Below are 24,637 nucleotides of genomic sequence, written 5' to 3' on the forward strand. Positions count from 1 at the left end.
GCGGCAGCGCTGGAGTGGAGCAAGCGTCGTCGACCTCGCTTGCCAGACATTCCCAACGGGCAACCCTCTGGCGCCAAAGCATCGCTTCACGCTCGCGACGAGCATGCCTAAAGTTCGCTCCAGTCTGCGCCACGGGCCGGTCAGCCGGCCGACGGCGACATCCGCCAACGAAGGAGCACGCATGCCATCCCCCACGCCGCCGCCCGCAGCGCCCGCCACCCTGCCCTCGCCCACCACGCTCCCGCTCGCCGGCGTCCGCGTGCTCGAGTTCAGCCACATGGTCATGGGCCCGACCTGCGGGATGATCCTCGCGGATCTCGGAGCCGAAGTCATCAAAGTCGAGCCGCCCGGGGGCGACAGGACCCGCAAGCTGCCCGGCCTGGGCATCGGGTTCTTTCGCAGCTTCAACCGCAACAAGAAGAGCATCGTGCTGGACATCACGAGCGAGGCGGGCCGGGCGACCGCCGCCGAGCTGGCCGGCCAATGCGACGTCGTGCTGGAGAACTTTCGACCCGGGCTCATGGAGAAGCTCGGCCTGGACCACGCCACTCTCTCGGCTCGCTTCCCGCGGCTGATCTACGTCACCCACAAAGGCTTCCTGCCCGGCCCGTACGAGCACCGCCTCGCGCTGGACGAAGTCGTGCAGATGATGGGCGGCCTCTCGTATATGACCGGGCCGGCCGGCCGGCCGCTGCGTGCGGGCACGAGCGTCAACGACATCATGGGCGGCATGTTCGGCGCCATCGGCGTCATGGCGGCCCTGCGCGAGCGGGATCGCACGGGCCGCGGCCAGGAAGTGCAGAGCGCGCTCTTCGAGAACTGCGTCTTTCTTGCGGCGCAGCACATGCAGCAGTACCTCATGACCGGCGAGCCGCCGCCGCCCATGCCCTCCCGCGTCTCGGCCTGGAGCGTGTACGACGTGTTCACGCTGGCCGGGGGCGCGCAGCTGTTCATCGGTGCCGTCAGCGACAAGCAGTTCACCACGCTATGCCAGGTGCTGGGCCGCGAGGACCTGCTGCAGTACCCGGGCTTGCACGACAACGCATCCCGCGTGGCCGTGCGCCCGCAGCTGCTGGCCATGCTGGGCGAGATCCTGGCGCAGCACCGGGTCGAGGAACTCGCGCCGCGGCTCGAGGCCGCGGGCATCCCCTACGCACCCATCGTGCGGCCCGAGCAGCTCTGCGACGACCCGCACCTCAAGCAGAGCGGTGGCCTCGTGCCCATGGCCACCGACGACGGCGGCACGACCGAGGTGGTGCTGCTGCCGCTGACCCTGGGAGGGCGTCGCCCCGGCGTGCGCATGCCGCTGCCCAGGGTCGGCGAGCACACCGACGAGATCCTGGGCGCACTTCGACCGGCCGCCGCCGCCCACTGAACCGACGACAACGACGGAGACAAACGATGCACCCCACCACCCTCACGCGCCGCCAGCTTCTTGGAGCGTGCGCCGCCCTCACTCTGCCGGCCTTCGCCCAGAGCGACAAGCCCGTGCGGCTGATCCTGCCCATCAGCGCCGGCTCTGGCGTGGACGTGATCGCGCGCGCGTCGTCGGTTGCCGTCGGCAAGGCGCTGGGCCAGCCGCTCGTCGTGGAAAACCTGCCCGGCGCAGGCGGCATCACGGGCGCCTCGGCCGTGGCCAAGGCCGCGCCCGACGGCCTGACCCTGGGCATGGTGTCCAACAACCACGTGATCAATCCGGCCGTCTACCGGAAGATGCCGTTCGACGCGATCACCGACTTCACGCCGATCAGCGTGATCGGCGCCACGCCGCTGGTGCTGGTGGCCGGCAAGGGCGTGGCGGCCGGCAACGTCAAGGAACTCGTGGCGCTGGTCAAGGCGCAGCCGGACGCGTTGAACTACGCCTCTTCGGGCAACGGCACCATCATCCACCTGGCCGGCGAGATGTTCGTCGAGCAGGCCGGGCTGCGCGTGCGCCACATCCCGTACAAGGGCACGGGCCCCATGGTCAACGACCTGCTGGGCGGTCAGGTGCAGTTCGGCGTGGTCGCGCTGCCGGCCATCCAGGCCCACATCAAGAGCGGCATGGTCAAGGCCATCGGCCTGTGCGGCGCGCAGCGCTCGCCGGCCGCGCCCGAGATCCCGACGATCGCCGAGCAGGGCCTGCCGGACTACGAGGTGGAAGGCTGGTTCGCGGTCGTCGGCCCGGCCAGGCTGCCGGCGGCCGAGGTCAAGCGCGTGCACGACGCCTTCGCCCGCGGCTTTGCCAGCCCCGAGGTGGTCGAGGCCATGGCCAGGCAGGGCAACGTGATCCGGCCGACCTCGCCCGAGGAGGCGGCCAGGTTCTTCCGCAGCGAGGCCGCGCGCTACGCGGCGCTGGCCAGGAAGGCCAACGTGGTGCTGGACTGACTGGCGCATGATGGCCGGCCTGCCGCCGCACGCCGGCTGCGGCGCCCTGCGCGCCTTCAAGCGTGCAGCGAGGACACCTGGCGCGAGCTGGTCTGTGCCACCGAGCCCAGGAAATTCGGAGCCATCGCCCGCAGCCGCTCGCTCGCCTCGCGCAGCGGCATCAGCAGCCGCTTGGCGGCCTTGGCCTCGGTCGCTTCGCCCGACAACAGGTTCACATTGAGGGCCGCGACCACTTGGCCACCGTCGCCGCGGACGGGCACCGAGAGCCCGCAGACCGCCTCGTCGAATTCGCCATCGACCCAGGCATAGCCCTTGTCCTGCACCTCGGCCAGGCGGGCACGCAGCGCTTCGGGCGTCGCCACCGTCCTGCGCGTGCAGGGCTTGAGCTCCACCGCCGCGAGGTAGCGCGCCAGCGCCTCCTCGTCCTGCCAGGCCAGCAGCACGCGGCCCGGCGAGGTGGCATAGGCGGGCAGCCGGCTGCCCACACCCAGGCGCAGCGACATCACCTTGCGCGAGGGAATGCGCAGCAGGTAGATGCTGTGCCGGCCGTCGAAGGCCGACAGCGCGACCGACTCCTTGACCTCGGCGCAGAGTTGCTCGAGCACCTCTTGCGCGACGCCCCAGAACGGCAGCGAGGTCAGGTAGGTCATTCCCAGGTTCAGGATCTTGGGCGTCAGCCGAAAGCTCTTGCCATCCGTGACCGTGAAGCCCAGCTCAGTCAGCGTCATCAGGATGCGGCGCGCCACCGTGCGCGGCAGCTGCGTGCTCGCGGCCACGGAAGCCACGGTATGTTCACCGGTGCCCGAGCCCATCGCCTCGATGACGCTCAGGCCACGGGCGAATGAACGGACGAAACCATCGCTTTCAGGAGTTGCCATAGGGGACGCTTTTGTCGGCCCGCGATTCTAGGTGGCGCCCACCGGCCCGAACTGGGGCAGGCACAGGCCCTCGCCCATCGGCAGGAAGCGCACCTGCACGCGGTCGCCGATGCGCACGAGGTCGGGCAGCACATCGACGATGTTGGCCATCATGCGCGGGCCTTCGTCCAGCGCGACCACGGCGACCACGTAGGGCAGCTTGTCGGCCATGTGGGCGTTGGCCGCGCGGTGGTTGACGGTGAAGGTGTAGATGCGGCCCAGGCCGGCGCTGCGCTCCCATTGCGGCGCCTCGGCACCGCAGTGGCGGCAGAACGCCCGCGGGATGGACTGCGTGCGTGCGCATGTGCCGCAGCGTTGGAACAACAACATCCCTCGGGCGGTGGCGTCCCAGAACGGCTGGGTGGCCTCGGTCGGGACCGGTGCAGGACGGGGGGCGGTGTTCATGCGACGTTCCCGAGGATCATGGTGGTGTTGGCCGAGAAGACGAGGCCGGGCGCGTGGCACAGCGCGTGGTGGGCGTGCGAGAGCTGGCGCTCGCCGCACTCGCCGCGCAGCTGGCGCACCGCCTCGATGACCAGGAAGATGCCGAACATGCCGGGATGTCCGTAAGAAAGACCGCCGCCCGAGGTGTTGATCGGGAAGTCGCCGCCCGGCGCCAGCCGGCCGCCCTTGACGAAGTCCTTGCCCTCGCCGCGTGCGCAGAAGCCCAGCTCCTCGAGCGACTGCAGCACGCCGATGGTGAAGTGGTCGTAGATCTGCACCACGTCGATGTCGCCGCGCGTGATGCCGGCCATCGCGAAGGCTTCGTCGGCCGTCTGGGCCACGCGCGTGTCGAGCCAGTCGTCCAGCTCCAGCGGCGTGTAGTGGTGCGAGAAGGCCTCGGCGATGCCCTTGACGTAGACCGGCATGCGGGCCAGGTCGCGCGCACGCTCCGCGCTGGTGACGACCAGCGCACCGCCACCGTCGGTCACGAGGCAGCAGTCGCGCTGGCGCAGCGGCGCGGCCACCACGGGCGAGGCGTTCACGTCGTCCAAAGTCAGCGGCCCCTGGCGGTAGGCCTTGGGGTTCAGGTTGGCCCACTGGCGCGCGGCCACCGCGATCTCGGCCAGGTCGGCCGGCCGGCTGCCGTAGCGGTGCATGTGCATTTGCGCCACCATGGCGTAGTAGCCGATCGGGCTCAGCTGCCCGTGCGGCACGATGAACTGGCCGCGCGGCGAGCGCGGGTCTTCCACCAGCCCGGTGAGCTTGCGCGAGCCGTCGGACAGCTGGGTGCTGCCGTAGGTGATGAGCGCCACCTCGCACAGGCCCGCAGCGATGGCGGCCATGGCGTGGCGGATGTGCATGAGGTTGGACATGCCGCCCACGTTGCTGCTGTCCAGGTAGCGCGGCGCGAGGCCCAGGTACTCGGCCAGCTGCAGGCCGCTGAAGCGGTCGTCGGTGTGGGCGAAGATGGCATCGACATCGCGCAGGCGCAGCCCGGCGTCGGCCAGCGCGGCGCGCGCGGCCTGGGCCTGCAGCTCCAGCGCGGTCTTGCCGGGCACCTTGCCGAGGTCGGACTCGGCCACGCCGGCGATGGCGACCGAGGAGGAAAGCGGGGAGCGTCGTGTCATGTCGGTTGTGCAGTGGGAACGGATGCGGCCTGCGGCCAGTAGGCGCGCTTGACCTCGCGCTTGAGCAGCTTGCCGGTCTCGGTGCGCGGCAGCGCGGCAGTGAAGTCCACGCTGCGCGGGCACTTGATCGGCGACAGCCGCGCGCGGCACCAGGCGATGAGCTCCTGCGCCAGCGCGTCCGATGGCGCATGGCCGTGGCGCAGCTGCACCACCGCCTTGACCTCTTCGCCGAACTCCTCGTTCGGCACACCGACCACGGCCACGTCGTGCACGGCCGGGTGCTGGCCCAGCGCGTTCTCGGTCTCCTGCGGGTAGATGTTCACGCCGCCCGAGATGATCATGTTGGCCAGCCGGTCGGTCAGGTACAGGAAGCCGTCGGCGTCCAGGTAGCCGATGTCGCCGTAGGTGGCCCAGCCCTGCGCGTTGTAGGCCTGGCGCGTCTTGCCGGGATCGCCGTGGTATTCGAACACCGGCCCGCCCGAGAACCAGATCACGCCCGGCGTACCGGCCGGCAGCGCGCTGCCGTCTTCGCCTAGGATGTGCACGGCACCGAACTCCGGGATGCCGACCGAGCCCGGGTGCGCCAGCCACTCGTGCGCGTCGAGCGAGGTGCGGCCCACCAGCTCGGTGCCGCTGTAGAACTCGTAGAGGATGGGCCCCCACCAGTCGATCATGGCCTGCTTGACCCAGACCGGGCACGGCGCCGCGGCATGCACGGCCACGCGCAGGCTGGACAGGTCGTGCGCCCGGCGCTCGGCCTCGGGCAGGCGAAGCAGCCGGATGAACATGGTCGGCACCCATTGGCTGTGCGTCACGCGAAAGCGCGCGATGGCCGCCAGCGCGGCCTGCGCGTCGAAGCGCTCCATCAGCACGCAGGTGCCGCCCTGGCGCATCACGTTCATGTTCCAGCGCACCGGGGCTGTGTGATAGAAGGGCGCCGTCGACAGGTAGACCGTGTCGCGGTCGAACGCCTTCCAGTGCATGCGCGGGTTGGGCTCGGCCACGAAATGCCGGTTGGCGCTGGCCAGCGGCCGCTTGATGCCCTTGGGCAGGCCGGTGGTGCCCGACGAGTAGCAGAAGTCCGTGCCCTCGGGCGTCTCGGGCAGGTCCACGTCGGCCGGCACGCTGTGCAGCGCGGCCTCGTAGTCCTCGAACCCCGGCACGGCGCCGTCCAGGCAGAAGCGGTGCAGCCCGACCGTGCCCTGCACGAGCACACCGTCTGCATCCATCAGGGCCGCGGCGCTGAACAGCACCCTGGCGCCACAGTCGCGCACGATGTAGAGCAGCTCGGGCGCCTTCAGATGCCGGCTGACGGTGGTGTAGTACAGGCCGATGCGGTGCGCCGCCCACAGCAGTTCGAAGTAGCGCAGGTGGTTGTCCAGGTAGATCGCCACCGCGTCGCCGGTGCGCAGGCCGCGCGCCAGCAGCAGCGCGGCGCAGCGGCGCGAGCGCTGTTCCAGCTCGGCCCAGGTCACCGCCTGGCCGCTCTCGAGCAAGCGGTAGGCGATGCCCTGCGGATCGGCCGCCGCGTTGCGCGCCAGGCTGTCGTGCGCGCGCGGCGCCATGGGTGCGGAACTACGCGCCATGGACCGCCGCCAGTCCGTGCGTCAGCACGGCCTGTCCCCGTTCGAGCGCCGACGCGCGGAACTGCACCTGCGCGCCGCGGCGCCAGATCTCCACCGCGAGCGTCTCACCCGGGATGAATGGCGCCGAGAAGCGCAGCGAGAAGCTGCCCAGCCGCTCGGGCCGGTTGCCGCAGCAGGCGCGCAGCACCGCCCGCACCGCCATGCCGTAGGTGCACAGGCCGTGCAGGATGGGCCGCTCGAAGCCCGCGCTGCGCGCCGCGGCCGGATCGGCATGGATGGGATTGCGGTCGCCATTGAGCCGGTACAGCAGGGCCGCGCTGGGCACCGTGCGCAGCTGCACCGTGGTGTCGGCCGGCTCCGGCGGCACCGCAGGCAGCGCGGCCGGTGCGTCGTCGCCCGGGCCGAAGCCGCCGTCGGCGCGGCAGAACGAGGTGTGTTCGATCGTGGCCAGCAGCCGGCCGGTGGCCTCGTCGCTGACCTCGCGCGTGGTGACGACCAGCGCGCCGCGGCCCTGGCCCTTGTCGACCACCGCGGTCACGCGCGTGCGGCTGCGCAGGCAGCCCTCGGGCGGCAGGCTGGCATGCAGCGCCATACGGTGCTCGCCGTGCAGGATGCGCATCCAGTCGATTCCGGTGCCAGGGTCGGTCGCCCAGGCGCCGGGCGCGCCGAGCACCGTGACCATCGAGGGCACGGCGCGCAGCCCCTCTTCGTAGACGAAGGGCAGTTCTTCGGCGTCCAGCGGATCTTCGCCATAGCCCAGGCTCAGCGCATAGCGGATGCAGTCCTCGCGCGTGTAGCGGCTCAACTGGTCCGGGATGGGCCAGTTCTTCAGGGTCTGGTAGTCGATCGCCATTGCGTTACTCGGCCTTCAGGTTGGCGGAGCGGATCACCTGCTCCCAGCGGGCGGTCTCGCCGGTCACGAAGCTCTGGAAAGCCTGCGGCGTGCCGCCGACCGGCACCCCGCCCTTCTCCGCGAAGCTGTGGCGGATCTCGGCGGACGCCAGCACCTTCTGCAACTCGCGGTTCAGCGCGGCCACGGTGGCCGGCGGCGTCTTCGCCGAGACGAACAGGCCCAGCCACACCGTCACCTCGATGTCGGGCAGGCCGGACTCGATCAGCGTGGGCACCTGCGGCAACTCGGGGATGCGCTCGCGCGTGGTCACGGCGATCGGCGTGAGCTTGCCGGCGCGCACCAGCGGCAGCGCGGTGATGAGGTTGTCCACCATCAGGTCGACCTGGCCGCCCATGAGGTCGGTCAGCGCCGGCGCCGCGCCGCGGTAGATGATGTTGACGGCCTGGATGCCCGAACGCGCCTTGATCAGCTCGCCCGTCAGGTGGCCCGACGAGCCGCTGGTCGACACCGCCATCGACAGCCCCTTGGGCTTGCTCTGCGACAGGGCCTTGAGCTCGGCCACGGTCTTGGCGCCCAGCTGCGGGCTGGCCACCAGCACATTGGGCATGGACAGCACGTGGATCACGGGCGCGAGGTCTTCCGCCTTGTAGGGCAGCTTGTCCTGCAGCGTGTAGTTGGCGGCGTTGGGGCCCAGGCTGCCCATCACCAGCGTGTGGCCGTCGGGCTCGGCACGCAGCGCGGCCTGGATGCCCAGCGTGCCGCCGGCACCGGCCACGTTCTCCACGATCACGGGCTGCTTGAGCACCTCGGACAGCGACTTGGCCACGATGCGGCTGGTCTGGTCGAGGATGCCGCCCGGCGCAGCCGGCGCAATGATGCGCAGCGGCTTGCCAGGCGCGATGTCGCTCGCGCCGGCCACACCGGCCACGCAGGCCGCCAAGGCGAAGAACGACACGGCGGCAGCCGTGCGAAGGGTCCGGAACCTGGCCATCTTGTCTCCTCAGGGATTACCCCGTTGAATGCCCGCCATGCGGACAATAATCTACAAATAACGGACATCAACATCCGCCAGGCGGTCAATTTAGAAGGGCGTTTGCGGAAAGTCAATACGGTCGACCGCCAAGCAGCCTGCAGCGGACACCCGGCCGCTGCCAACCCAACACGAGTCCACTTCATGCACCGAAGAGCGCTTTTCTCCCCGGACCACGAACAGTTCCGCGACACCGTGCGCCGCTTCATCGCGCAGGAAATCACACCCAGCCATGCCGAGTGGGAAGAACAGGGCCTGGTGCCGCGCGACCTGTGGCGCCGGGCCGGCGCCGCGGGCCTGCTGCTGCCGATGGCACCGGCCGAGCACGGCGGCGGTGGCGGCGATTTCCTGCACACGGCCATCGTGGTCGAGGAGATCGCGCATGCGCTGGCCACCGGCGTGACCGGCTTCACCACGCACTCGGACATCGTGGCGCCCTACCTCGTCGAATTCGGCACCGAGGCGCAGAAGTCACGCTGGCTGCCGCAGATGGCCACGGGCGAGGTGGTCGCCTCCATCGCCATGACCGAGCCATCGGCCGGCAGCGACCTGAAGGCCATCCGCACCACCGCGCGCCGCGTCGATGGCGGCTGGCAGCTGGACGGCCAGAAGACCTTCATCACCAACGGCCACCACGCCGACCGCGTGCTGGTGGTGGCCAAGACCCAGCCCGAGGCCGGCGCCAAGGGCATGAGCCTGTTCTGGGTCGACACCGGCTCCCCCGGTTTCGCGCGGGGCCGGCTGCTGGACAAGATCGGCCAACGCGCGCAGGACACGGCCGAGCTGTTCTTCGAGCAGGTCTTCGTGCCCGAATCCGACCTGGTCGGCGCGGAGGACCAGGCCTTCGGCTACCTCATGCACGGCCTGGTGCAGGAGCGGCTCATGATCGCGCTGCGCTGCGCCACGGCGCTGGAGGCCGCGCTGCAGTGGACCGTCGCCTACACGCGCGAACGCCGGACCTTCGGCAAGCCGTTGATCGACAACCAGCACACCAGGTTCAAGCTGGCCGAGATCAAGACGCTGGCCGCCGCCACGCGCGCCTTCGTCGACCAGTGCGTGGCCGAACACCTGGCACAGCGGCTCGATGCGGACGGCGCGGCCATGGCCAAGCTCTGGGCCAGCGAGGCCACCACCGCCATCGACGATCTGCTGCAGATGTTTGGCGGCTACGGCTACATGCGCGAGTACCCCATCGCCCGCGCCTATGCCGACGTGCGGCCCAACCGCATCTACGGCGGCTCGTCCGAAATGATGAAGGAAATCATCAGCCGCACGCTGTGAGGCGCGCTCTTTCTCCACGACACCAAAGGAACGACATGGATCTGCAACTGAAGGGCCGCGTGGCCATCGTGACCGGCTCGGGCCGCGGCATCGGCCGGGCCGCCGTGAGCGCACTCGCCAGGGAAGGCGTTCGCGTGGTCGTGACCGACATCGACGAGGCCGTGGCCGAGGGCACGGCCGCCGAATTGCGGGCGCAGGGCCACGAGGCCCTGGCGGTGCGCGCCGATGTCTGCGACGAGGCGCAGGTGCAGCAGCTGGTGGACCGCAGCGTGGCCGCCTTCGGCAAGGTCGACATCCTCGTCAACAACGCCGGCTTCACGCGCGACAAGTACCTGCTCAAGATGCCGATGGCCGACTGGGACGCGGTGATCGACACCGTGCTCAAGGGCGCCTACCTGTGCACGCGCGCCGCGCTGCCGAGCATGATGGCGCAGAAGTGGGGCCGCGTGGTCAACATCTCCTCGCGCGCGCACTGGGGCAACCCGGGCCAGACCAACTACTCGGCGGCCAAGGCCGGGCTGATCGGCTTCACGCGCGCGCTGGCGCTGGAACAGGGCAAGTTCAACATCACGGCCAACGCCATCGCGCCGGGCTTCATCGAGACCGAACTGGTGCGCGCGCTGCCCACCTACGAACGGCTGCGCGACGCCGCGCTGCAGCGCAACTCGGTGCCGCGCATCGGCACCCCGGACGACGTGGCCGGCGCCATCCTGTACCTGGCCTCGGAGTACGGTGGCTACATCACCGGCGAGACCATCCATGTGAGCGGCGGCCGCTTCAGCGGCTGAGGAGCAGCGCCATGCAGCTGACACAGGGTCTGCACCGCATGCTGCAGCAGCAGCCCGGCAAGGTGGCCACCTGGTTCGCGCTGCCCGACGGCAGCGTGCGCGCACGCACCTACGCGCAGCTGGGCGAGCGCGCCATGCGCATCGCCAGCGTGCTGCGCACGCACGGCGTGGCGCCGGGCGACCGCGTCGCGCTGCTGTCGGCCAACAGCGACCGTTACCTCGAGTTCTTCATGGCCAGCTGGTGGGCCGGCGCCATCGCCTGCCCCGTCAACATGCGCTGGAGCGCGGCCGAGATGGCCTACGCGCTGGACGACGCGGGCGTGCGCGTGCTGCTGGTGGACGCGGGCTTCGTGCCCATGCTCCCGGCAATCCGCACGCAGGCGCGCGAGCGCTTCGCCACGCTGTTCTTCGGCGACCTGGACGGCGCCAGCGCACCCGACCTGCCCGACCTGGAGGCCCTGCTCGCCGCCGCCGCGCCGGCGCAGGAGCACGCTGGCGGGCAGGACGACCCGGCCGCCATCTTCTACACCGGCGGCACCACCGGCCTGCCCAAGGGCGTGGTGCTGTCGCACCTGAACCTGTGGTCCTCGGCCATGGGCCGCATGGCGCAGGTGCCCTCCTCGGCCGACGCCGTGGCACTGCACGTGGCGCCCATGTTCCACCTGGCCTCGGCCGGGCGGCTGATCTCCCACACGCTGATCGGCGGCTCGGCCATGGTCCTCGCGACCTTCCGGCCCGACAGCGTGGTCGACGCGATCGAGCGCAATGCCGTGGCCGAGGTGGTGCTGATCCCCAGCATGCTGCAGATGCTGCTGGACCACCCCAGCTTCGACTCTGCGCGGCTGGCCAGCCTGCGCCGCATCACCTACGGGGGCGCGCCGATCTCGCCGGCCCTGCTCGACCGCGCGCTGCAGGTCTTGCCGCGGGCCGAGTTCGTGCAGTGCTATGGCCAGACCGAGGCCTCGCCGCTCATCACGATCAACCCGCACGAGAGCCATGTCGGCGAAGGCCGGCGGCTCGGGCGGCTGCGCTCGGCCGGCCGCGTGGTCTACGGCGTGCAGATGCGCGTGGTCGACCCCGATGGCAAGGACACCGCGCCCGGTGTGGCCGGCGAGATCATCGCGCGCGGCCCCAATGTGATGCTGGGCTACTGGCGCAAGCCCGAAGAAACGGCCAAGGCCTTGCGCAACGGCTGGCTGCACACGGGCGACGGCGGCTACCTGGACGAACACGGCTACCTGTACGTGGTCGACCGGCTCAAGGACATGATCATCACGGGCGGCGAGAACGTGTATTCGGCCGAGGTCGAGAACGCGCTGGCCGAGCACCCGGCGGTGGCCCAGTGCGCCGTGATCGGCATCCCGAGCGCGACCTGGGGCGAGAGCGTGCACGCCGTGGTCGTGCCCAAGGCCGGGGCGTCGGCCACGGCGGCGGAACTGCAGGCGCATTGCAAGGCGCGCATCGCGGGCTACAAGTGCCCCAAGAGCGTGGAGTTCCGTGCCGAGCTGCCGATGTCGTCGGTCGGCAAGGTGCTCAAGACCGCGCTGCGCCAGCCGTACCTGGACGCCGTGCGCTAGCGCCGCAGCGCGCAAGGCACAGATCGCTGAGGAAAGGGCTAGGCCCAGGCGCGCGCGTGCATAGCAGGCCAGGGGCTTTCCCACCCCTGCCCGATCGGGCTAGGGGCTGGCGCATGGCACGCGCCGACCATGCAGGACATCGGCAACACGGCACCGGCACCGCACCCTGCCGGCACAACCAGGAGACGACGAGATGCAGAACATTCGAGGATGGTGGACCCGCGCGACTGCGGCTGCCTTGCTGGCCTGCGCGGCCTTCGGCACGGCCGCCGCGGACTACCCGGATCGCCCCGTGCGTCTGGTCGTCAGCGTGCAACCCGGCGGGGCCACCGACATCGCAGCGCGCACCGTGGCGAACAAGCTCGGCGAGCGGCTGGGCCAGAGCGTGGTGGTGGAGAACAAGCCCGGTGCGGCGACGCGGCTGGGCACCGAGTTCGTCACCAAGGCCAAGCCCGATGGCTACACGCTGGGCCTGTTCTTCGGCATCTCCGGCCTGTTCCAGCTGATGTTCGACAACTACGCGCCGCTGGAACCCGGCAAGGACTTCGACGCGGTCACGCTGTTCGCGCGCGCGCCTTCGTTCCTGGCCGTGAACGCCGCGCTGCCCGTGCATTCGGTGGCCGACTTCATCGCCTACGCCAGGCAGAAGAACGGCGGCCCGAGCTTCGGCCACAGCGGCAACGCATCGACCACCAACCTGGGTGCGCTGGCGCTGCTCAAGTCGGTGGGCGCGGCCGGCATCGGCGTGGCCTACAAGGGCAACGGCCCGACCGCCGTGGCCATCGCCGCGGGCGACATCGACTTCGGGCTCATCGACTACCCGTCGGCACGCCCCATGGTCGAACGCGGCGCCATCCGGCTGATCGCGATCACCGAGCCCCAGCGCTCGCCGCTGCGCCCGGAGCTGCCCACCACGGGCGAGCAAGGCATCACCCGCGGCATCGACGGCGTCACGCCCTGGTTCTTCCTGGCGGCACCGGCCGGCACGCCGCCGGCCGTGATCGCGCTGCTGAACCGGCACGTCAACGAGGTGCTGAAGCTGCCCGAGGTCGTCGAGCGGCTGCAGGCCGCCGGTGTCGATGCCGAAGGCAGCACGCCGGCACAGGCCGTGGAGCGCTTCAGGGCCGACCGCGAACGACTGACCGGCATCGCGCGCGACCTCGGTGTCTCGCTGAAGAACTGAAGCACCACAGGAGCGCAACATGCAGACACCCGATGCCCCACCCTGGCAACGGCGGCGCGGGTGGCGTGATCGGCACCCAGCACGTGCAGACCCAGCCGCCGGACGGCTACACGCTGCTGGTGACAGTGAGCACCACGCACGCCATCGTGCCGCACCTGCAGGCCGGCCGGCTGCGCTTGCCCTGGTTCGGCGTGTTCGCGCCGGCCGGCACGCCGCTGCCGCTGCGCGATAGATTCGCCGACGTGGCGCAACAGCTGGCGCGCTCGTCACAGGCCGGCGCGCGGCTGGCGGAACTGGGCTTCATCCCGGTCGGCGCGTCGCCGGCCGCGTTCGAGGCCGAGTGGCGCGCCAGCTACACGGCGTTCGGCAACCTCGTGCGCGAGACCGGCATCCGCGTCGACAGCTGATCCGCCATCCACCCAGGCGTGCACATGCCCGGCTTCGGCACGCCTGCAGGGCGAGGCGCATCACGGCCCCAGCCGTTCACGCACGAACGCCAGCACCGGCACGGTCTCTTGCAGCAGCGCGCGCCCCAGCGCCTGCGCGCACTGCCCTGCGGTGGCGCCGGTGGCGCGCCATTCGTGCAGGCGCCGCGCATGGATGGACAGCGCGTACTCTTCCGTGATGCCGATGGCACCGTGCACGGCATGCGCGATGGCGACCGCGCGTCCTGCCGCATCGCCACAAGCGAGCTTGGCGTTGAGCGCCTGCAGGACGCTGGGTGCCGTGACGCTGCCGGAGCAGCCCAGCCGTGCCGCCATGCCCGCGTACGCCACCTGCTCGGCCAGTGCGCTGACCTCCATCTGCAGCGCCTGGAAGTGGCCGATCGGCCTGCCGAACTGGCGCCGGTCCTGGGCGTAGGCCAGCGTCATGGCCAACACGGCAGACAGCGTCCCGGCCATCTCCGCGGCCTGCAACGGCGCCGTCAGCGCCGCTGCCGTGTGCAGGGCCGGAAAGCGCGCCAGCGCACGGTCCAGCACCAGGCCATCCAGCGCGCCGCTGAGGCGCGGCCGGTAGTCGCCCGCGCGCAGGGCCAGTCCGGCGAGCGCCAGCAGATGCCAGTGGCCGCCGTGCTGCACCAGGGCGTGCGATGCCAGTTGCAGGCCGGGGGTCTGCGGCAGCGCCAGCGCACCGCCCGGCGCGGCAACGGCGTCGCACACCACCATGGGCTGGTCTGGCCGCGGCACACCGGCCGCGGCCAGCAGCGCCCGCGCGAGCGCGGTCTCCAGCAAGGGCAAGGGGCAGGCATGCAGGCCCAGCACGAAGCCGATCTCGAAGCCGGCCGCCAGGTCCAGCCCACTGCCGCCCTGCGCCTCGTCCATGAAGGCGTCGGCGTAGCCCAGCGGCGCGAGCTGCTGCCACAGTGGCAGCGGCGCACCGGCTTCGAGTGCCCGCACCCGCTCTGCAGAGCAGTGCGCTTGCAGCGCGCTGCGCAGGCCTTCGACCAAGGAATCGTTCATGCTGAAGTTCTCCTGCTCATCGCATTCCCAGGCCGCGCGCGATGATGCCGCGCAGGATCTGGCGTGTACCGCCCCGCAGCGAGAAGCTGGGCTCGATCTGTGTCAGGTAGGCCAGCGTCTGCAGCAGCGCCGGCGGCGCCGTGGCGCTGTCGTGGTCCAGCGCCTGCGCCACCCAGCCCGGCACGGCCTGCTCGAACTCCGTGCCCAGATCCTTCACGAACGCGGCCGCCAGCGCCGGCTGTTCGCCGCGCTGCAGCTGCGCCGCGATGGACAGCGACATCGCCCGCAGCACCGCCGTGCGCGACGCCATGCGGCCCAGCACCGCCAGTGCGGCGCCGTCCACGGCCGGCTGCGTGCGCAGGTGGGCCAGCCAGGTGTCGACCAGCACCATGGACGACAGCAGCCGCTCGGGGCCGCTGCGCTCGAAGGCCAGCTCGGCCGTGACCTGCTCCCAGCCCGCGCCTTCGGCGCCGACCAGCGCATCGGCCGGCAGGGCCACGTCGTCGAACAGAACCTCGCAGAAGTGCCGGTCCCCTGTGATGTCCAGCAGCGGCCGCACCGTGATGCCGGGCAGCGAGAGGTCCACCAGCACCTGCGACAACCCCTTGTGCCGGTCCTCGGGCGTGCCCGAGGTGCGCACCAGCGCGCACATCAGCTGCGAGCGGTGGGCGTTGGTGGTCCAGATCTTGCGCCCGCGCAGCACCCAGCCGGTGTCCGTGCGCAGCGCGCGCGTGCGCACGCCGGCCAGGTCCGAGCCGGTGTCGGGCTCGCTCATGCCGATGGCCACGAACAGCTCGCCGCGCGCGATGGCGGGCAGGAAGCGCTCGCGCTGGGCCTCGCTGCCGTAGCGCAGGATCAGCGGTGCGGTCTGGCGGTCGGCGATCCAGTGCGCCGAGACCGGCGCGCCGGCGGCCAGCAGTTCCTCCGACAGCACGAAGCGCGCAAAGGCGCTGCGCCCACCGCCGCCGTAGCGCGCGGGCAGCGTCAGGCACAGCCAGCCCTGCTGCGCCAGGGCGCGGCTGAAGCCGGCGTCAAAACCCATCCAGGAGCGCGCGCGCAAGGCCGGCGGCATGCCCTGCAGCGCCTCGGCCAGGAAGCGCCGCACGGGGGCCCGCAGGGCCTCGTCCTCGGCTGGAATGCGCACGGGTGTGAACGCAGCGGTGATGTCTTGCACGCTTGCTCCTCTCTCTAGAATTCCCGGCCATGGAACTGCGCCAACTGCGGCAATTCGTCGTCCTCGCCGAAACACTCAACTTTCACCGCGCCGCCGAGCGCCTGCACATGGCGCAGCCCCCGTTGTCCACGGCCATGCGCAAGCTCGAGGAAGAGCTCGGCATCGTGCTGTTCGACCGCGACCCGCGCGGCCTGAAGCTCACGGTGGCCGGCGGCATCGCGCTCGCGCATGCGCGGCACACGCTGCAAGGCGCCGAGGAGCTGCGCCGCGCGGCCACCGAGTGCGCCACCGGCGAGCAGGGCCGGCTCACGCTGGGCTTTGCCGGCACCTCCAGCTTCTCGCTGCTGCCGCGGCTGATCCCGCTGTTCCAGGCACGCTTTCCACGCGTGGAACTGGTGCTGCGCGAGTCCACCACGCGCGCCTTGATCGACGCGCTGGCCGAGCACACGGTCGACGTGGCGCTGCTGCGCACGCCCGTGTTCGAGCCCTGCGCCGCCGAGCTGCTGGAGCTGGAGCGCGACCGCTTCGTGCTGGCCGTGCACCCCGACCACCCGCTGGCGCAGCGCGCCAGTGTGGCCATGGCCGAACTCGGCGACCTGCCCTGGATCCAGTACTCGCGCCTGCTGGTGCCGGCGATGCATGCGCTGGTGCAGATGGCGTTCCGCCACGCCGGCATCGCGCCCAAGGTGGTGCAGGAGATGGTGCAGGTGCCGACCGCCGTGGGCCTGGTGGAGAGCGGCATCGGCGTGGCGCTGGTGCCCTCGGTCACGGCGCGCTACGCGCTGACCAGCGTGCGCCTCTTGCCCATCGACGACCTGCCGGCGCTGCTGGACATCGGCATCGCGCTGGCGCACCACCCGGCCGTGGCGACCGGGCCGACGCAGCGCTTCGTCGAGACCGCCAGGGCCATGCTGGACAGTGCCGCGCACTGAAATCACTCCTGCTCCATGCCGACGCGCGCGGCCACGGCGCGCAGCTGCGCGACTTCGCTCTCCTGGAAGGCGTCGAGCTCCTTCGGACCCATCGGCGCGGGGATGCCGCCCAGGCTCTCGATGTAGGCCGTGCCCTCGGCGCTGCGCACCACGTCCAGCACGGCCTTGGCCACCTTGGCGACGATGGCCGGGTCGGTGCGCGCCGGAAAGAAGCCGCCGACCCAGGCATGCACCTCGTGGCCGGGGATGCCGGCCTCGGCCATGGTCGGCACCTCGGGCAGGTCGCGCAGGCGCTGCCGGCTCGTGACGGCCAGCGCGCGCAGCCGGCCGCCCTTGATCAGCGGCGCGACGGCGCTGATCTCCGCCAGCGAGTAGGCCACGTCTCCCGCCGCCAGGCCCATCACGGCGGCCGAGGTGCCCTTGTACGGCACGTGCGTGCCGGCAACGCCGGCCTGCAGGTGGTATTGCTCGATCGCCAGCCGGTAGGTGGCGGTGCCGCTGCCGAACGGCACCTTGCCGCCGCCTGCGCGCAGATGCGCCGTCAGGTCGGCCATGCTGCGCAGCGGCGAGGCGGCCGGCACCACGAACACCATCGGAAAGCGGGCCGCCACCGCCAGCGGCGTGAACGTTGCTGCAGGCGCGGCGCGAGGAAGCGCGCGATGGTGTCGGCCCCGCTGCCGGGCGGCAGCGAGACGATGACCTTGACCGGCTTGTTCGGCCAGCCGTCGGCCGGGCCGGCCAGTGCCGGCAGCGCGCTGGCGCCGGCCAGGCCGGCCATGGCAAGCAGCGCGCGGCGGCGGATGGGGGGCTGGTGCATGTTGGTCTCCTGGTTCGAATGGGAAAGGGGTTCAGGGCCGCGGCACGGCCTTGCTGCGCCCGCTGCTGAAGGCGGCCAGCCGTTCCTCGTGCTCGGGCGTGTGGTGGGCCAGCGCCTGGAACGCAGCCGAGAGTTCCAGCAGCGTGTCCAGCCGCACCTGCTCGCCCTCGCGCAGCAGCCGCTTGCCCAGGCGCAGCGCATGGCCGGGCTGGGCCGCGATCTCCTGCGCCAGCGCCAGCGCGGTCGGCATCAGCTGCTCGGGCGCGACGACCTGCGACACCAGGCCGTCCGCACGGGCCTGCTGCGCGTCGATGGCGCGGCCCGTGAAGGCCAGTTCGGCCGCGCGCGAGCGCCCCACCAGCCGCGGCAGCAGCCAGGCGCCGCCGTCGCCCGGGATCAGGCCGAGCCGCACGAAGCTGCAGGCGAAGCGGGCCTGCGCGCTGGCGATGCGGATGTCGCACAGGCAGGCCAGGTCCATGCCGGCGCCGATGGCGTGGCCGTTGACGGCCGCGATCGTCGGCACCTCCAGCGCGTACCAGGCCAGCACCATGCGCTGGATGCCGTCGCGGTAGGCGTCGCGCGAGAGCACCGGCATGCCCAGGCCGCTGCCGACCTGGTCGCGCAGCGCCTTGACGTTGCCGCCGGAAGAGAACGCGCTGCCGCTGCCGGTCAGCACCACGGCATGCACGGTGCGGTCGGCGGCGATGCGCGCGCAGGCGGCCAGCAGCGCCTCGATCGCATCGGGATCGGAGACGGCGTTCTGCGTCTGCGGCCGGTCCATGGTCAGCACCGCCACGCGGCCTTCGCGCCGCTCGGTCAGGAAGGGCGTCATTCGGGTTGCACGCCGGCATTGCGCGCGGCCGTGGTCCAGCGCGTGATCTCGGTGCGCAGCAGCGCGTCGAACTGCGCCGGCGTGGAGGCATGCAGCACCACGCCCTGCGCGGCGAACTGCTGGCGCAGTGCCGGGTCGGCCACGACCTGGTTGATCGCCTCGCTGAGCCGCTGCACCACCGGCGCGGGCGTGGCCGCGGGCAGCAGCACGCCATGCCAGGTGGTGGCGCTGAAGCCCTTGAGCACGGTCTCGGCCACCGTCGGCACCTGCGGCAGCACGGCGGCGCGCTCGGTGCTGGTGACGGCCAGCGCACGCACGCGCTGGTCGCGCACGAAGGGCAGCGCGCTGCTCAGCGCGTCCAGCATGAAGTGGATGCGCCCGCCGATCAGGTCGGTCATGGCCGGCGCCGTGCCCTTGTACGGCACGTGCACGGCCGTCGTGCCGGTGCCCTGCAGCAGCAGTTCCACGCCCAGGTGCGTGATGTTGCCGATGCCGCCCGAACCATAGCTGGCCTGGCCCGGATGCGCCTTGAGGTACTGCACCAGCTGCGCCATCGTGGTGACCTCGGCCGGCAGCGCCGGCCCGGCGACGAAGATGGCGGGGATGGACGCCGGCAGCGCGACCGGTGCGAAGTCCTTGGCCGGGTCGTAGCCCATCTTCTTGTACAGCGCGGGCGTGACCGCGATGCCCGAGGAGTGGTAGAGCGCGGTGTAGCCGTCGGCCGGCGCCTTGGCGACGAACTCGCTGGCGATGTTGCCGCCGGCGCCGAGCCGGTTCTCGACGATGAACTGCTGGCCCAGCACCTCGCCGAGGCGGGCCGCCATCGCGCGCGCCACCACGTCGGTGGGGCCGCCGGCCGCGTAGGGCAGCACCAGCCGGATCGGCTTGGCCGGCCAGGCGGCCTGGGCGTGTGCGGCCCATGGCGCCAGTGCGGCGGTGGTCAGCGCGCCCAAGGTGGCGAGCAGGTGGCGTCGGTCTGGGTGAAGCATGCGTGATCTCCTTGTGTTCGTGTCGTTAGGCGGCGCGCCGGCGCATCAGGCGCAGCGGCGTGTAGACCAGCACCGGCGTGCCGTGCTGGTTCGTCACCGTGTTGCGGGTGCGGACCAGGCCGCGGTCGGGTTTGGACGTGGCACGCTGTTCGATGACCTCGCAGTCCAAATGCAGCGTGTCGCCGATGAACGTGGGCCCCTGCATGTCGAGCTCGGTGTGCAGGAAGGCCAGGCCCGCGGCCTGGAACGACGGTGCCACCAGCCCTTCGGCATAGGTGTAGACCAGCCCGCCCGGCACCACGCGGCCGGCGATGCCCATGGCGGCGCGGTCGGCGGGGTCGGCATTGCCGAACAGTTCCTCGGTCAGCCAGGTCAGGTTGACGAAGCTGACCAGGTCGGTCTCGGTCACGGTGCGCTTGCGTGTGCGAAAGCGCGTGCCCACGGGCAACTCGTCCCAGTGGATGTCCAACGCAATGGGCAACAGGGCCATGGGTGTCTCCTCAATACGACTTGGGCAGGCCCAGCACCTTCTCGGCGATGAAGCACAGCACCATCTGCGGGCTGACCGGCGCGATGCGCGGGATCAGCGCCTCGCGCAGGTAGCGCTCCACGTGGTATTCCTTGGCGTAGCCGTAGCCGCCGTGCGTCATGACGGCGGCAGTGCAGGCCTTGAAGCCGGCCTCGGCCGCCAGGTACTTGGCGGCGTTGGCCTCGGCGCCGCAGTTCTCGCCACGGTCGAATTTGGCCGCCGCGTGGAAGGCCATCAGGCTGGCGGCCTCCAGCTCCATCCAGCTCTCGGCCAGCGGATGCTGCACGCCCTGGTTCTGGCCGATCGGGCGGTCGAACACGATGCGCTCCCTGGCATAGGCGGCAGCACGCGCCAGCGCGGCCCGGCCCAGGCCCACGGCCTCGCCGGCCACCAGGATGCGCTCGGCGTTCATGCCGTGCAGGATGTAGTGGAAGCCCTTGCCCTCCTCGCCGATGCGGTCGGCCTCGGGAATGCGCAGGCCGTCGATGAAGACCTGGTTGGTGTCCACCGCCTTGCGGCCCATCTTGTCGATCTCGTGCACTGCGATGCGGCTGCGGTCGAAGTCGGTGTAGAACAGCGACAGGCCCTCGGTCTTGTGCCGCACCTGCTCCAGCGGCGTGGTGCGCGCCAGCAGCAGCATCTTCTCGGCGCTGCCCGCGGTGGAGATGAAGGTCTTGGTGCCGTGCACCACATAGCCGTCGCCGCTGCGCACCGCGCGCGTCTTGAGCTGCGTGGTGTTGAGCCCGGTGTTGGGCTCGGTCACCGCGAAGCAGGTGCGCTCGCGGCCCGCGATCAGCGGCGGCAGCATGCGCTGCTTCTGCGCCTCGCTGCCGAACATCACCACCGGGTTCAGGCCGAAGATGTTCATGTGCACGGCCGAGGCGCCGCTCATGCCCGCGCCCGATTCGGCGATGGCCTGCATCATCACGGTCGCCTCGGTGATGCCCAGGCCCGAGCCGCCGTAGGCCTGCGGGATGCAGATGCCCAGCCAGCCGGCCTGGGCCAGCGCCTGGTGGAAGTCGGTGGGAAAGCCGCCTTCGCGGTCCTTGCGCAGCCAGTAGTCGGCGTCGAAGCCGGCGCAGATCTGCAGGATCGCTTCGCGGATCTCGCGGTAAGCGGGTGAGAGTGTCGAGTCCATGGTGTGCTGTGTTCAGGGGTTCGGGTCCAGCGCGCCGCTGGCGCGCAGCGCCGCCAGCTCGGCCGGGCCGTAGCCGGCCTCGCGCAGCAGTTCCTCGCTGTGCTGGCCCAGCTGCGGCGCGAAGTGGCGTTGCGCGGGCTGCGTCTTCGACCAGCGCGCCGGCACGCGCATGGCGCGGATCGCGCCCTCGCTCGGGTGCTCCTGCGGCGTGAGGAAGTCCACCGCCTGCAGGTGCGGGTCGTCCAGCAGCGTGTCGACCGTGTGCATCGGCATGTGCGGGATGTCGGCCTCGGCCAGCACCTCGAGCCACTGCGCCGTGGTGCGGGTGGCCATGGCCTGCGCCACCATCGCGTACAGCAAGCGGATGTTCTCGGTGCGCCGGCCGATGGTGGCGAAGCGCGGGTCGTCCCGGAACAGCTCGGGCTGGCCGATCAGCGCGAAGAAGGACTGCCACTGGCGGTCGGTGTAGAACATCGTGCAGATGTAGCCGTCCAGCGTGCGGTAGGGCCGGCGGTCCGGGTTCAGGATGCGCGGGTAGCCGGTGGGGCCCAGCGGCGGCTCGAAGGTCTGGCCGCAGAGGTGGTCGCCCAGCGTGAGCTGCGCCATGGTCTCGAACATCGGGATCTCCACCGCCTGGCCCTCGCCGGTGCGCTGGCGGTGGAACAGCGCCGCGAGGATGGCGTTGACGGCGGCGATGCCGACGATGCGGTCGGCCAGCGCGCCGGGCGCGTAGCGCGGCACCTCGCCGCCGGCCAGCACCGACAGCGCCGGGATGCCGGTGGCGCCCTGGATCAGGTCGTCGTAGGCCGGCCGCGCCGCGTACGGGCCCTGCTGGCCGAAGCCGTGCAGGCCGGCGTAGACGATGTCGGGCTTGACCGCCGCCACGTCGGCATAGCCCAGCTGCAGCCGCTGCATGGCCTGCGGCCGCACGTTGTAGACCAGCACGTCGGCGGTGGCGGCCAGGCGCAGCAGCGCGGCGCGGCCCTCTGGGTGCTTCAAGTCCAGCACGATGCTGCGCTTGTTGCGGTTGCAGTGCAGGAACAACGCGCCCATGCCGAGGTTGCGCATCGGCCCCAGGTGGCGCGTGCTGTCGCCGGCCGGCGCTTCGACCTTGATGACATCGGCCCCCATGTCGCCCAGCAGCACGGTGGCGAAGGGGCCCATGAGCACCGAGGTCAGGTCCAGGATGCGGATGCCGGCCAACGGGCCGGCGGTGGAGGATGGTGGCGTGGTCATTGGGGGGCGGCGAAGATGCTCGGGCGGCATCGTCGGCCCCGGCGCGATCTGTGGCAAATACCGTTTGTGGCTCGGCCGATACTTTGCGAATATCGAGCCGGCCGGATGGCGTCAGAGTGCCACGGTGGCGTCGCCCAGGATGCGGGTTTCGCCGGCCTGGTTCGCGGTCTGGATCTCCACCTTCACGCGGCGCTCGCCATCGGCCTCGAACTTCTGCACCACCTTGCCGGTGCAGGTGATCTCATCGCCCAGGTGCGTGATGCCGGTGAAGCGCGCGTTGAACTGGCGGATGCGGCGCTGGTCCACCCACTGCGTGAGCAGGCGGCCCAGGTAGGCCATGGACAGCATGCCGTGCGCGAACACATCGGGCATGCCGCCGCGGCGTGCGTAGTCGATGTCGATGTGCATGGGGTTGTGGTCGTTCGACGCACCGGCGAACAGCGCCAGCGTGGTGCGGTTGATGGCCGGCAGTGCCAGCGGCGGCAGGGTGTCGCCGACCTGCAGGTCGTCGAAGGCGGGAAGGGTCATGGCAAGGCTCCGTTGCGGGGTGAGAGGGTGGACGTTCAAGCGCTGCGGTGCACCAGCACCTTGCGCACGTCGGCGACGTGCTCGTTGCGCTGGTTGGTGATGCGCGTGTGCATCACCACGAACTCCAGCGCGCCGTTCTTCTTGTCGTACACGTCGGTCACGCGGCCCTCGAACAGCAGCGTGTCGCCGGCATGGGCGACCTGGTGGTAGGTGAAGGACTGCTCGCCGTGCAGCACGCGCGGCAGTTCGATGCCGGCCTTCTCGCGCCAGTCGCTGGGCGGCTGCATCAGCTCCATCGAGAACAGGAAGGTGGGCGGCACCGGCAGGCCGGGGTGGCCGGCGTCGCGCGCCGCGGCATCGTCGAAGTAGACGGGGTCCGTCTCGCCGATGGCCTTGGCGAAAAAGCGCAGCTGTCCCGCCTCTGCGGTCACGCGCAGCGGGGGAAAGACCATGCCGATGATGTTGCGGTCGATCATGAAAAGCTCCAAAGGGGAAAAGGGGCACGGCGAGCATGGGTGCCGGCGGCCCGCCCGGCCCCCACCCGCGATGGCGAGGGGAGGGAAAACCCGCGAGCGTCACCATGGCGATACACCTGCGGTATCGGCCGACATCCAATCGGTATTTGCCGGCACCGCCCGGCCTGCTGAAAGATCCAGCCCCTGAACCAGAAGACACACGGAGACACGCATGGGACCGCTCGCAGGCATCAAGATCGTCGAACTGGCCGGCATCGGCCCCGGGCCCATGGCCGCCATGCTGCTGGCCGACCTGGGCGCCACGGTGCTGCGCATCGAACGCACCGAGCCGGCCGACCTGGGCGTGCGGCGCCCGCAGAAGTTCAACCTGCTCATGCGCAACCGCGAGTGCATCGCGCTGGACCTGAAGCAGCCCGAGGCCGTGCAGCAGGTGCTGCAGTTCATCGACAGCGCCGACGGGCTCATCGAGGGCTTTCGCCCCGGCGTGACCGAGCGGCTGGGCCTGGGGCCGGACCCCTGCCTGGCGCGCAACCCGCGCCTGGTCTACGGCCGCATCACCGGCTGGGGCCAGACCGGGCCGCTGGCGCACGCGGCCGGCCACGACCTCAACTACATCGCGCTGACCGGCGTGCTGCATGCCATCGGCCGCGCCGGCCAGCCGCCCACGATCCCGCTGGCGCTGACCGGCGACTTCAGCGGCGGCGCGCTGTACCTCGTGATGGGCATGCTCGCGGCGCTGCTGGAGGCGCGCAGCTCGGGCCAGGGCCAGGTGGTCGATGCGGCCATCGTGGACGGCACCACCTCCATGGCCACCGTGTTCTACGGCCTGCACGCCGCCGGCATGTGGAACCCCGCGCGCGGCAGCAACATCCTGGACTCCGGCGCGCCGTTCTACGAGGTCTACGAATGCCAGGACGGCGGCTGGATCTCGGTCGGCCCGATCGAGGCGCGCTTCTACCGGCAGTTGCTGACCCTGATCGACCTGGACCCGCAGGCCCTCGGCGCGCAGCACGACCAGGGCGCCTGGCCGCAGGCCAAGGTGCTGATCGCCCAGCGCTTCAAGACCCGCACGCGCGCCCAGTGGTGCGAACTGCTGGAGGGCACGGACGTGTGCTTCGCGCCGGTGCTGTCGTTCGACGAGGCGCCGCGGCATCCGCAGCTGCAGGCGCGCGGCAGCTTCGTCGAGATCGACGGCGTGGTGCAGCCGGCGCCGGCGCCGCGCTTCAGCCGCAGCGTGCCGCAGACGCCGCGCCCGCCCCAGGCCGAGCCGACACGCGACATCGCCGCGGTACTGGCCGCCTGGCGCGGGGCTTGAACGCGCTGCCGGCCCCGGGCAGTACCATCGCGCGCCTGGCCAGGCCCGACGGCGGCCC

At 71.2% G+C, this 24,637-nt stretch carries 26 protein-coding genes; 9 read left to right on the forward strand and 17 right to left on the reverse strand.

The window, feature by feature from the left end:
* The first annotated feature begins 181 nt into the window (after positions 1–181).
* Positions 182–1,375, forward strand: coding sequence for a CaiB/BaiF CoA transferase family protein (locus ACSQ4M_RS26690; protein WP_436192415.1), 1,194 nt, complete (start codon positions 182–184; stop codon positions 1,373–1,375).
* A 26-nt stretch (positions 1,376–1,401) separates the two neighbouring features.
* On the forward strand, positions 1,402–2,367 hold the full coding sequence (locus ACSQ4M_RS26695) for a Bug family tripartite tricarboxylate transporter substrate binding protein (protein WP_436192416.1): 966 nt from the start codon (positions 1,402–1,404) through the stop codon (positions 2,365–2,367).
* A 56-nt stretch (positions 2,368–2,423) separates the two neighbouring features.
* Here ACSQ4M_RS26695 and ACSQ4M_RS26700 read toward each other — a convergent pair whose 3' ends face one another.
* From ACSQ4M_RS26700 to ACSQ4M_RS26725, 6 genes are read right to left on the reverse strand one after another with little or no spacing between them, the layout of a single operon-like run.
* Entirely contained in the window at positions 2,424–3,245 is an 822-nt protein-coding gene (locus tag ACSQ4M_RS26700; protein ID WP_436192417.1) for an IclR family transcriptional regulator domain-containing protein, read from the reverse strand.
* Positions 3,246–3,272: 27 nt separating this feature from the next.
* Positions 3,273–3,689, reverse strand: a complete 417-nt coding sequence (locus ACSQ4M_RS26705) for a Zn-ribbon domain-containing OB-fold protein (protein WP_436192418.1) — start codon at positions 3,687–3,689, stop codon at positions 3,273–3,275.
* A complete protein-coding gene (locus ACSQ4M_RS26710; protein WP_436192419.1) occupies positions 3,686–4,855 on the reverse strand; it encodes an acetyl-CoA acetyltransferase in 1,170 nt (389 codons plus the stop codon). The genes ACSQ4M_RS26705 and ACSQ4M_RS26710 overlap by 4 nt, the downstream gene beginning before the upstream one ends.
* Entirely contained in the window at positions 4,852–6,420 is a 1,569-nt protein-coding gene (locus ACSQ4M_RS26715) for an AMP-binding protein (RefSeq protein ID WP_436194070.1), read from the reverse strand. The genes ACSQ4M_RS26710 and ACSQ4M_RS26715 overlap by 4 nt, the downstream gene beginning before the upstream one ends.
* Before the next feature lie 10 nt (positions 6,421–6,430).
* Positions 6,431–7,294, reverse strand: a complete 864-nt coding sequence (locus ACSQ4M_RS26720) for a MaoC/PaaZ C-terminal domain-containing protein (RefSeq protein WP_436192420.1) — start codon at positions 7,292–7,294, stop codon at positions 6,431–6,433.
* Between the two features lie 4 nt (positions 7,295–7,298).
* Positions 7,299–8,285, reverse strand: a complete 987-nt coding sequence (locus ACSQ4M_RS26725; protein WP_436192421.1) for a tripartite tricarboxylate transporter substrate binding protein — start codon at positions 8,283–8,285, stop codon at positions 7,299–7,301.
* A gap of 183 nt (positions 8,286–8,468) precedes the next feature.
* On the opposite strand from ACSQ4M_RS26725, the gene ACSQ4M_RS26730 reads away from it, so the two are divergent.
* The 5 genes from ACSQ4M_RS26730 to ACSQ4M_RS26750 all read left to right on the forward strand — a co-directional run bounded on the left by ACSQ4M_RS26730 (position 8,469) and on the right by ACSQ4M_RS26750 (position 13,560).
* Positions 8,469–9,605, forward strand: a complete 1,137-nt coding sequence (locus tag ACSQ4M_RS26730; RefSeq protein WP_436192422.1) for an acyl-CoA dehydrogenase family protein — start codon at positions 8,469–8,471, stop codon at positions 9,603–9,605.
* Positions 9,606–9,640: 35 nt separating this feature from the next.
* Positions 9,641–10,393, forward strand: a complete 753-nt coding sequence (gene fabG, locus ACSQ4M_RS26735; RefSeq protein WP_436192423.1) for a 3-oxoacyl-ACP reductase FabG — start codon at positions 9,641–9,643, stop codon at positions 10,391–10,393.
* Between the two features lie 11 nt (positions 10,394–10,404).
* Entirely contained in the window at positions 10,405–11,970 is a 1,566-nt protein-coding gene (locus ACSQ4M_RS26740) for an acyl-CoA synthetase (RefSeq protein ID WP_436192424.1), read from the forward strand.
* A gap of 193 nt (positions 11,971–12,163) precedes the next feature.
* Positions 12,164–13,153: a Bug family tripartite tricarboxylate transporter substrate binding protein gene (locus tag ACSQ4M_RS26745; protein ID WP_436192425.1), complete on the forward strand. Its 990-nt coding sequence runs from the start codon at positions 12,164–12,166 to the stop codon at positions 13,151–13,153.
* Positions 13,154–13,185: 32 nt separating this feature from the next.
* Positions 13,186–13,560, forward strand: coding sequence for a hypothetical protein (locus ACSQ4M_RS26750; protein ID WP_436192426.1), 375 nt, complete (start codon positions 13,186–13,188; stop codon positions 13,558–13,560).
* Positions 13,561–13,620: 60 nt separating this feature from the next.
* Here the strand turns inward: ACSQ4M_RS26750 and ACSQ4M_RS26755 are convergent, their stop codons facing one another.
* Together ACSQ4M_RS26755 and ACSQ4M_RS26760 are read right to left on the reverse strand one after the other, a co-directional pair.
* Positions 13,621–14,613: an acyl-CoA dehydrogenase family protein gene (locus ACSQ4M_RS26755; RefSeq protein ID WP_436192427.1), complete on the reverse strand. Its 993-nt coding sequence runs from the start codon at positions 14,611–14,613 to the stop codon at positions 13,621–13,623.
* Between the two features lie 16 nt (positions 14,614–14,629).
* Positions 14,630–15,757, reverse strand: coding sequence for an acyl-CoA dehydrogenase family protein (locus tag ACSQ4M_RS26760; RefSeq protein ID WP_436194071.1), 1,128 nt, complete (start codon positions 15,755–15,757; stop codon positions 14,630–14,632).
* A gap of 59 nt (positions 15,758–15,816) precedes the next feature.
* Here ACSQ4M_RS26760 and ACSQ4M_RS26765 point away from each other — a divergent pair, with 59 nt between their 5' ends.
* Positions 15,817–16,719, forward strand: a complete 903-nt coding sequence (locus ACSQ4M_RS26765) for a LysR family transcriptional regulator (RefSeq protein WP_436192428.1) — start codon at positions 15,817–15,819, stop codon at positions 16,717–16,719.
* 2 nt (positions 16,720–16,721) lie between these two features.
* Here the strand turns inward: ACSQ4M_RS26765 and ACSQ4M_RS26770 are convergent, their stop codons facing one another.
* The 9 genes from ACSQ4M_RS26770 to ACSQ4M_RS26810 form a co-directional block, all read right to left on the reverse strand.
* Positions 16,722–17,330 carry a tripartite tricarboxylate transporter substrate binding protein gene (locus tag ACSQ4M_RS26770; protein WP_436192429.1) on the reverse strand — a complete coding sequence of 203 codons (609 nt, stop codon included), beginning with the start codon at positions 17,328–17,330 and terminating at the stop codon, positions 16,722–16,724.
* Positions 17,261–17,536 (reverse strand): hypothetical protein, encoded by a 276-nt coding sequence (locus ACSQ4M_RS26775; protein WP_436192430.1) that lies wholly within the window; start codon positions 17,534–17,536, stop codon positions 17,261–17,263. Before ACSQ4M_RS26775 ends, ACSQ4M_RS26770 begins: the two co-directional genes overlap by 70 nt.
* A 31-nt stretch (positions 17,537–17,567) precedes the next feature.
* On the reverse strand, positions 17,568–18,368 hold the full coding sequence (locus tag ACSQ4M_RS26780) for a crotonase/enoyl-CoA hydratase family protein (protein WP_436192431.1): 801 nt from the start codon (positions 18,366–18,368) through the stop codon (positions 17,568–17,570).
* Entirely contained in the window at positions 18,365–19,357 is a 993-nt protein-coding gene (locus ACSQ4M_RS26785; protein ID WP_436192432.1) for a tripartite tricarboxylate transporter substrate binding protein, read from the reverse strand. The genes ACSQ4M_RS26780 and ACSQ4M_RS26785 overlap by 4 nt, the downstream gene beginning before the upstream one ends.
* Before the next feature lie 25 nt (positions 19,358–19,382).
* On the reverse strand, positions 19,383–19,847 hold the full coding sequence (locus ACSQ4M_RS26790; RefSeq protein WP_436192433.1) for a MaoC family dehydratase: 465 nt from the start codon (positions 19,845–19,847) through the stop codon (positions 19,383–19,385).
* Positions 19,848–19,857: 10 nt separating this feature from the next.
* A complete protein-coding gene (locus ACSQ4M_RS26795) occupies positions 19,858–21,024 on the reverse strand; it encodes an acyl-CoA dehydrogenase family protein (RefSeq protein ID WP_436192434.1) in 1,167 nt (388 codons plus the stop codon).
* 12 nt (positions 21,025–21,036) lie between these two features.
* Positions 21,037–22,260, reverse strand: a complete 1,224-nt coding sequence (locus ACSQ4M_RS26800; protein WP_436192435.1) for a CaiB/BaiF CoA transferase family protein — start codon at positions 22,258–22,260, stop codon at positions 21,037–21,039.
* Between the two features lie 111 nt (positions 22,261–22,371).
* On the reverse strand, positions 22,372–22,788 hold the full coding sequence (locus ACSQ4M_RS26805; RefSeq protein WP_436192436.1) for a MaoC family dehydratase: 417 nt from the start codon (positions 22,786–22,788) through the stop codon (positions 22,372–22,374).
* Positions 22,789–22,823: 35 nt separating this feature from the next.
* Positions 22,824–23,264, reverse strand: coding sequence for a MaoC family dehydratase N-terminal domain-containing protein (locus ACSQ4M_RS26810; protein WP_436192437.1), 441 nt, complete (start codon positions 23,262–23,264; stop codon positions 22,824–22,826).
* A gap of 211 nt (positions 23,265–23,475) precedes the next feature.
* On the opposite strand from ACSQ4M_RS26810, the gene ACSQ4M_RS26815 reads away from it, so the two are divergent.
* A complete protein-coding gene (locus tag ACSQ4M_RS26815; RefSeq protein ID WP_436192438.1) occupies positions 23,476–24,579 on the forward strand; it encodes a CaiB/BaiF CoA transferase family protein in 1,104 nt (367 codons plus the stop codon).
* Positions 24,580–24,637: the final 58 nt, after the last annotated feature.

This window comes from Pseudorhodoferax sp. LjRoot39 (genome assembly GCF_964253035.1).
Classification (GTDB): Bacteria; Pseudomonadota; Gammaproteobacteria; order Burkholderiales; family Burkholderiaceae_C; genus Pseudorhodoferax.